The sequence below is a fragment of the Streptomyces sp. NPDC052910 genome (genome assembly GCF_055585605.1).
This window is the reverse complement of the sequence record NZ_JBVJJR010000001.1, coordinates 1,070,844-1,078,129: the sequence shown is the minus strand read 5'-3', so window position 1 is coordinate 1,078,129 and position 7,286 is coordinate 1,070,844. Positions and strand designations below refer to the sequence as shown.

The following is a 7,286-nucleotide window of genomic DNA, read 5'->3' as shown; positions in this document are numbered from 1 at the left end:
ACAGCTCGCCGAGCGCGGCCGCCTCGCCGTGCGCGAGCCGCTGCTGCATCCTCCGGTCCCACCGCGGTGGTGCGTCCGCCGTCATCCGCCCCTCCTCCCGTGCGTCGTCACGACGCCTGCTCTTCGCAATGTAACGGGAGGGTCCGACAACGGGCGCTCGTTCGGACGGAATTCCGGGTAACTCCGGGGAAGATCAGGGAAGCCCGGGCGCCGGGTCGCCCCGGGTGATAGGGCTTGACGGGGCCGGGGGAGCCCCGCCCGTCGCCTCGCGGACGGCCGCCCACCGGCAGACCGGTGGGAACCGGCGGGGTTTGACCGGACGTGCCCGAATGTGCCGATGTGTTATGCGGGTGTGACCGGATCCGGGGGGAGGAAGCGTTCGGGCTGGGCATAGGCTCAAGGCGGTGGTTTATGCCAGACGGCAATTCGCGGCGGATCCTGCGATCGGATCCCCGAGGGTCTTACGACCGTCGCGGAGCGTACGGGACGGTGGCCACACCGCGGAAGGGCTCAGTCCGGAAAAACGCCGGAAAGCGCGAACAGCCGGCGGACCGAGTGGAAGGGCTCGAACGCGTGACGTTGAAGGTGTGGGAGTGCGACCAGGGGAACTGGGCCGTGCTCCAGGTCAGCGGCGAGATGGATCTGGTGACCTCCCCTGCGGTCCGGCAGCGCGTGCACGACGCGGTGGCGGAGGGGCGGCGGAGTCTGGTGCTCGACCTCGGCGAGGTGCGGTTCTGCGACTCCAGCGGGGTCGGGGTGCTCATCGCCGCCCGGCGTCTGATGCGCTCCTGCCAAGGACGGCTGCGACTGATTCTGCCCGCCCAGGGGGCGGTCGAGGGATCGCACGTCAACAGGGTGCTCGCCGCGCTCGGCGTGCGCCGCCTCTTCGAGGTCTACCCGGACCTGGCGAGCGCCACCTCGGAGACCGACTCCCTCTCGGCTTAGCCGGCCGGTTCGCCGGCCGGCAGACCGTACCGTGCCCGCCCGTTCACCCCGCGCCGTCCGGAGCGGGGGCCCGCGGGCATGCCCGGAGCCACGCCCCCGGGCGGGCGCGGCGGCGCGCGGTGCCCCGACGGCCGGCCGCCGCATGTCATCGCCTGTGCGACGGTCACCAATCCGCGCAAGCCTTGCGATCACCATCGGCGGCCATGGCCTGTGCGGTCGCCATCGGCGGTCCCGCGGTCGCTGTCGGCGGCCATCGCTTGTGCGGTCGCCTTCCGTGGTCACCGTCCGTACGGTTGCCACCGGCGGTCCTGCGGTCGCCGTCGGCGGTCATCGCTTGTGCGGTCGCCCTCCGCGGTCACCGCCTGTACGGTCGTCACCGGCGGTTCCCGCGGTCGCTGTCGGCGGTCATCGCCCGTACGGTCACCTTCCGCGGTCTCCGCCCGTACCGTCACCCGCCGACGTCAATCTCCGTACGCCACCGCCCGACAGACCGCCCGTGCGCTCACGCCCCCGGGGTCCCGTCCGCACGCCACGGCCGTCGTCCGCGTGAACACCGCGCCGTCACCCCCCGAGCGGGAAGCACGCCCTTACGACGAAGCCGCCGTCCTCCGTCGGCCGTGCCTCCAGCATGCCCCCGAGGCTCTGCGCGCGCTCGCGCAGTCCCACCAGGCCGTGGCCCCCGCCGGGCAGCCCGGGCGCCTGGACGGCCGAGTCGGCCGGGCCGTTGCGGACCTCGACGCGCAGCCCGCCGTCCGGCTCGTCCACCCGGACCCGCACCTTCGCCCCGGGCGCGTGTTTGCGCACGTTCGTCAGTGACTCCTGCACGGTCCGGAAGGCGGCCCGTTCCGCCGCCTCCGAGCGTTCGGCGGCCGGGTCGTAGGCGTCCTCGTACGTGACGTCGAGCGCGCTCAGCTCGATCAGCCGGGGCAGGTCCGCGAGCTTCGGCTGCGGCGTCAGCTCGTCGGTGTCCGCGCCCGCCGCACGCAGGATGCCGACCATGTGCCGGAGTTCGTCCAGGGTGCGCACCGACAGTTCGCGGATCGTCCTGGCCCCGGCGCGGCCGCGGTTGTCGGCCGTGCTGACCTGCACCGCGCCCGCCTGCAGGCTGATCAGGCTCACCTGGTGGGCGACGACGTCGTGCATCTCGCGGGCGAGCCGGGCGCGCTCGGTGGCGAGGACCCGGTCGGCCAGCAGCCGGTCCTCGCGGGCCCGGCTGTGCGTCAGATCGTCCAGGCGCGCGGCCAGTTCGCGGCGGGTCCGGGCGAGCAGTCCCACCGCGATCGGCGCCGCCGCGATGACGACGGCGTCGACCGCGTCCAGCGCCAGTCCGCGCGGGTCCCGCGCCGGGAGGCCGAAGGCGGGACAGGGGAGGAAGTGGACGACGGCGAAGAGCAGTCCGGTGACGCCCAGCAGCCGCCGGTCCGGCCGGCGCACGGCCGCCACCGTGTAGAGCGCGATCAGCGGCGCGAACCAGACGCAGCCGACGTAGAAGCCGGGCAGGACGGCCAGGAAGACCGTCACAGGAAAGCGCCGCCGCCACAGCAGCGCCACGGCGGCCACCAGGGAGAGCAGCAGGGCGGCCCCCGGTGTCACCCCGTTGACCAGGAGGGCGTCGGCGACGGCCAGCGCCATGGGCGCGACGAGCGGGACCCAGGCCGGCCGGCTCCGCGCCCGGGGGTTCACCGGACGCCGTCCCCGGGGCGTGGCACGGGCACCAGCCCCGCGCGGTCCGCCATGATCGCCGCCTGCACCCGGTTGACGCCGCCGAGCTTGCCGAGGATCGCGCGGACGTGGTCCTTCACCGTGCTGGGGGCCAGGCCCATGCGTTCGGCGATCCGCGGATTGGCCAGACCGGCCCCGACGTGGGCCAGCACCTCGCGCTCGCGCGGGGTCAGGCCCCGTACCGCCTCGGCGGCCGAGGCCCCGGCGTCCGCCGCCAGGTAGCCGCCGATGACGGTCCCGGTCACCCCGGGGTCGAGCACGCTCCCCCCGGCGGCGAGCGTCCGTACGGCCCGTACGAGCTGGTCGGGATCGGTGTCCTTGAGGAGGAAGCCGGCCGCTCCGCCGCGCAGCGCGGCGGCCAGGTACTCGTCGGCGTCGAACGTGGTGAGCATGGCGACGACGGGCGGCTCCGGCGCGGCCCGCAGGGCGCGGAGCACGGTCAGTCCCGGGACGTCCGGCATCCGCACGTCGAGAAGGACGACGTCGGGCGCGGTGGCGAGCACGGTCGCCACCGCGTCGCCGCCCCCGCAGTCCGCGACGACCTCGATGTCCCGGGCCGTCCCCAGGATCAGCCGCAGCCCGGACCTGACGAGCTGCTCGTCGTCCACCACAGCGACACGGATCAACGCCCGCTCCCTCGTCCTGTTCACTCCGGAGGCCCCGGAGGGCACCCGGCACCTTCCAGCCTGCCGTACCGGCACGGAGAAAGCGGAGTGCAATGTTCCGCCGGTTGGCCGCCCGGTTGCCACCGATGGTCCGCCACCGGTCCATCGCCACCCGGCCGGCCGCGATCACCGGCCGCACCTCGTCGACCGCTGCGGCCGGCGGAACCGGTGAATTTCCCTCCCGGTCTGCCGTCCGGCAGAGTGCTGACCATGCTGCACCATGCCGGGCCCGGCCCCCGCACGCCGTCCCGCGCGCGGTACGTCCGTATTCTGCCCGCAGCCCTGGCCGGCGCCCTCCTGGTGACGGCCTGCGGCGGTGGTGACGGCGGTCGCGGCGGGGGCCCGGACGACGGCACGTCACCCCGTTCCGGGGGCGCGGTGACCCTCTCCTACCGGGAGGCCGACGGCGACGACGCGGAGCACCTGGCCTTCCTGCGCCGCCGACGGCTCGCCGAACGGGTCGCGGAGGACCTGAACGCCACCCTCCGGCTGCCCCGGCGTATCGCGGTCGTCGGCCGTTCCTGCCCCGAGGACGACGTTCCCGAGTACGACCCGGAGACCCGGCGCGTCATCCTCTGCTACGGCTACGTGGGAGAGGTCCGCGCGATGTTCCGCCAGGCCCGCGACCCGGACGTGCCCGGGCGCACCGCCGGAGTGATCACCGAGACCCTGTACCACGAGGTCGCCCACGCCCTCATCGACCGGCTCGGCCTGCGCTTCACCGGGCGCGAGGAGGACGTCGCCGACCAGTTCGCCGCGTACCGCCTGCTCGCGCGCGGCGCGGAGGGCCGGGCCGCGCTGCGCGCCGCCGCCGACAACTACGCCCAGTACGCGGCGGACGACCCCGAGGACGGCGACCCCAGCGACGAACACGCCCCCGACGCCGTCCGCAGCGCCAACTACCTCTGTTACCTCCACGGTTCCGCCACCGGCCGCGATCGTGAGCCCGCCGACGGCAAACGCCTCGCTCCGGAGCGGGCCGAACAGTGCGCGGACGAGTACCGCGCCCTGCGACGGGGCTGGGAGGCGCTGCTGGCGCCGTACGCGGTACGGGGCGGGGGCGGCTCCGGCACCGCCGACGGGCCGGCCTCCGGCCCGTCCGGCGCTTGAGGACGAGCGGCGGAGTCTCGGCAAGCGGAGTCGCGACAAGCGGAGCCGGCCCCCCGGGGAGCGGCGAAGGGGAGGGACCGGGGCACCACTCTTCCGGCCCGCCCCCCCCCTGTCGGCGCACGAGCTCCGGTCAGGCGCGTCGGGTGGCGACACGCGGCTCCCAGGAGCGCCGCGCGCGGGAGCGCCCCCGTCCGTTCCCGGTCATCCGCACGTCCGCCGCAGCGGTACCGGCGGTGCCGGACCCAGCGTCGTCGTGCCGGGCGCGGCCCGGTGGCCGAGCCCCGTCCGGTACGCGTTCAGCGCCGCCTCCGTGCGGCCCTTCCGCCGCAGCAGATCACCGAGCAGCCGGCAGAGGTCGGCCAGGTCGCCGGCCGCCCCGGTGCGTTCCAGCAGTGAGAGGGCCGCGCAGTAGTGCTCCTCCGCCGAGTCGGTGTCACCCCGCTCCTGGGCCATCAGGCCGAGCAGCCGGTGTGCCCCGCCCGCGTGGACGGCACCCCGGTCGGGCCCCAGCGCGGACGGCGCCAGCAGGGGCGCGAGCAGGCCGGCCGCCTCGTCCGCCTTCCCCCGCCGCCGCAGCACGTCCGCGAGTTCCACCTCGACCTGAACGGTGAACAGCGGCGCCCGCTTGGCGGCCAGCATCGCGCGGGCCGTGCGCAGTTCACGCTCCGCGGCGGCCAGTCGCCCGTCCTGGGCGTGGACGTAACCGCGCGTGCGGTGACAGTGCGCCAGTTCGACGCGGATCCGCCGGCTCCGGCACAGCTCCTGGGCCTCGGCCACGACCGTGCCGGCCTCGGCGAACCTCCCTTCGACGACGAGCGTCCTGGCCGCCCCCCGCAGCGCGCCCGCCACCAGCACCGGATCGTCCACCTGCCGCGTGAGCGCCAGCGCGAGCTCCGCGGCGCGCGCGGCCCGTGCGTACGCCCCGAGGTCGACGTACGGCGCGATGGCCGTCGTGTGCAGGGCGAGCAGTGCCCGCGGGTCCCCCGCGCCCGCGGTGCCGAGCTCGTCCAGCGCGGTCTCCAACAGATGGCAGCAGTAGCGCAGTTCGCCCGCCAGCAGATGCGCGGTGGCGCGCCCCCGGCGGGCGGGCGCCCGGCGTGCCGGAGGCTCGTCCGCGAGCAGCAGCTCCGCCTCCGCGAAATGGTCGCGCGCCTCGCTCAGTTCCCCGGTCTCCAGGGCGCAGTCCCCGAGACCGACGAGCGCCGCCGCCCGCTCGGGGACGAGACCGAGCCGGGCGGCCTCCTCCTGTAGTACGCGGTAGATTTCGGCGGCTTCCGCCGCCGCTCCCCAGTGCAGGACGTCCCGGGCCTCGGCAAGGCGCGGAACGATGTCGTCCGGCTCGTCGGCCGGTGTCCCCTTCGTGCTGTTCTCGGCCACTTCAACCCCCCGGTACATGACGCCGTCGTCCAGGTGGCGGGTTGCGTCCGCACAGGGTCATCCATGCCCGGAACGGAGCCGTCGCACGGTGATCCGCCCTATTCCGCCAACTCCCGTTCCAGGGGCGCGCGGAAGCGGGGCGTGACGCGTACGTCACCGATCCACGCGGTCAACCGCCCGGCCTCGGCCTCGACCGCGGCGACCGCCTCCCGGCCCACGTCGGTGAGCAGCCGCCACACCACCTCGCCGTCGGCGCGCTGCGCCCACGCGCCCACCACGCGGCCGTTCCACCAGACGGTGGGGCCCGCGTTCCCGGCCCGGTCGAAGAGGGCGGGGACGTGCTCGGGCGACAGGTACCAGTCGCGGTGCCGCCAGCCCATCGTCGTCGGGTCCAGGCCGGGCAGCAGGGCGGCCCACGGCTCGGCCGGCGGTGCCTCCTCCTCCCACTGGCCGGGCAGCGCGCGGCCGGGGCCGGACGCCAGCTCCACGTCCACCGCGCCCGCGTCGGCGAGGGCCTTCCGGGTGTCCCCGAGCGACCAGCCGGTCCACCACTTGAGGTCCGCCTCGGTCGCCGGCCCGAACGAGTCGAGCCAGCGGCGCGCCAGTTCGGCCTTGGACTCCCGCACCGGCGGCTCGGGCAGTCGCTCCGCGGCGGCCCAGGGGAACATGCTGCTGGTCCAGGAGCCGCGTGGCCGGGCGCGGCGGACGTGGCCGTCGGCGGCCAGCATCCGGAGCACCCGGCTGCCGACGCTCTGCCGTGCGGCGTACGGCTTGTCCGGGGACGTCAGGATCGTCTCCCGCAGCGCGGGCACGTCCTTGTTGAGGTCGGCCGTCGTGGCCTCGCCCCGGAGCGCGAGCGCTTCCAGGGTGGCGCGTTCCGTGGCGGCGAGCCGCTCCTCGTCCCAGGGCGCCCCCACTTCGAGGTCCTCCCGCAGGCGCTTCAGCAGTTGCACACGCTCGCGGGCGGCGACCGCACGTGCGGTGGACGAGCTGACGTACGGGGCGAGTCCGGTGGTGACGGCGAAGAGGGTGCGCCGCATGGAGAGCAGCTTCACCAGCGTGACGTCCTCGTACAGCGCCCGGTCCACCTCGTCCGCCGACGGCTTCGCCAGCCGGGCGCAGACGGACAGGTACACGGTCGCCGGGTCCGTCGCGTGAAGGGCCACGAGGGCGTCGGCGACCTCCTCGGCCGAACCGGCCCGGTGCGCGGGTGCCAAAAGGTGCCGGCGTCCGAGGCGGGCGCGGCGCCGGTCGTCACTGAAGTGTGGGCGGCTGCTGCTCATGATCGCAGCGTAGGGGGCATGTAGGTCGGCTCCTGTCCTCGATGGCGGCCGGGCCGGGCCGGCGGATGGGCGGCGGGGCGCGGCGGTACGCCGGTGGGGGGAGAACGTGTCCCGGCTTCGGCTCGGGGGGCGATCGGGGGAAACCCCTGACCGCGGGTCAGGGGCGCATGGAGACTTTCCCGGA

At 75.2% G+C, this 7,286-nt stretch carries 6 protein-coding genes and 1 pseudogene; 2 read left to right on the top strand and 5 right to left on the bottom strand.

From position 1 onward, the window contains the following. Positions 1-85: pseudogene (locus ACZ6X9_RS04595) on the bottom strand (RNA polymerase subunit sigma-70); the annotation flags it as partial. Positions 86-573: 488 nt separating this feature from the next. Between ACZ6X9_RS04595 and ACZ6X9_RS04590 the strand changes: the two are divergent. Further along, the gene (locus ACZ6X9_RS04590; RefSeq protein ID WP_469776407.1) at positions 574-945 is read left to right on the top strand and encodes an STAS domain-containing protein; all 372 of its coding nucleotides are present in this window, start codon (positions 574-576) and stop codon (positions 943-945) included. A 561-nt stretch (positions 946-1,506) separates the two neighbouring features. Here ACZ6X9_RS04590 and ACZ6X9_RS04585 read toward each other — a convergent pair. Together ACZ6X9_RS04585 and ACZ6X9_RS04580 are read right to left on the bottom strand one after the other, a co-directional pair. Beyond that, a complete protein-coding gene (locus ACZ6X9_RS04585) occupies positions 1,507-2,628 on the bottom strand; it encodes a sensor histidine kinase (RefSeq protein ID WP_469776406.1) in 1,122 nt (373 codons plus the stop codon). Then, complete coding sequence (locus ACZ6X9_RS04580; RefSeq protein ID WP_469776405.1) at positions 2,625-3,293, bottom strand: response regulator; 669 nt, start codon at positions 3,291-3,293, stop codon at positions 2,625-2,627. Before ACZ6X9_RS04580 ends, ACZ6X9_RS04585 begins: the two co-directional genes overlap by 4 nt. A 249-nt stretch (positions 3,294-3,542) precedes the next feature. On the opposite strand from ACZ6X9_RS04580, the gene ACZ6X9_RS04575 reads away from it, so the two are divergent. Further along, positions 3,543-4,442 carry a DUF4344 domain-containing metallopeptidase gene (locus tag ACZ6X9_RS04575; RefSeq protein WP_469776404.1) on the top strand — a complete coding sequence of 300 codons (900 nt, stop codon included), beginning with the start codon at positions 3,543-3,545 and terminating at the stop codon, positions 4,440-4,442. A 201-nt stretch (positions 4,443-4,643) separates the two neighbouring features. Here ACZ6X9_RS04575 and ACZ6X9_RS04570 read toward each other — a convergent pair whose 3' ends face one another. Together ACZ6X9_RS04570 and ACZ6X9_RS04565 are read right to left on the bottom strand one after the other, a co-directional pair. Further along, the gene (locus tag ACZ6X9_RS04570; protein WP_469776403.1) at positions 4,644-5,819 is read right to left on the bottom strand and encodes a tetratricopeptide repeat protein; all 1,176 of its coding nucleotides are present in this window, start codon (positions 5,817-5,819) and stop codon (positions 4,644-4,646) included. A gap of 98 nt (positions 5,820-5,917) precedes the next feature. Continuing rightward, the gene (locus ACZ6X9_RS04565) at positions 5,918-7,102 is read right to left on the bottom strand and encodes a winged helix DNA-binding domain-containing protein (protein ID WP_469776402.1); all 1,185 of its coding nucleotides are present in this window, start codon (positions 7,100-7,102) and stop codon (positions 5,918-5,920) included. Between the last annotated feature and the right edge of the window lie 184 nt (positions 7,103-7,286).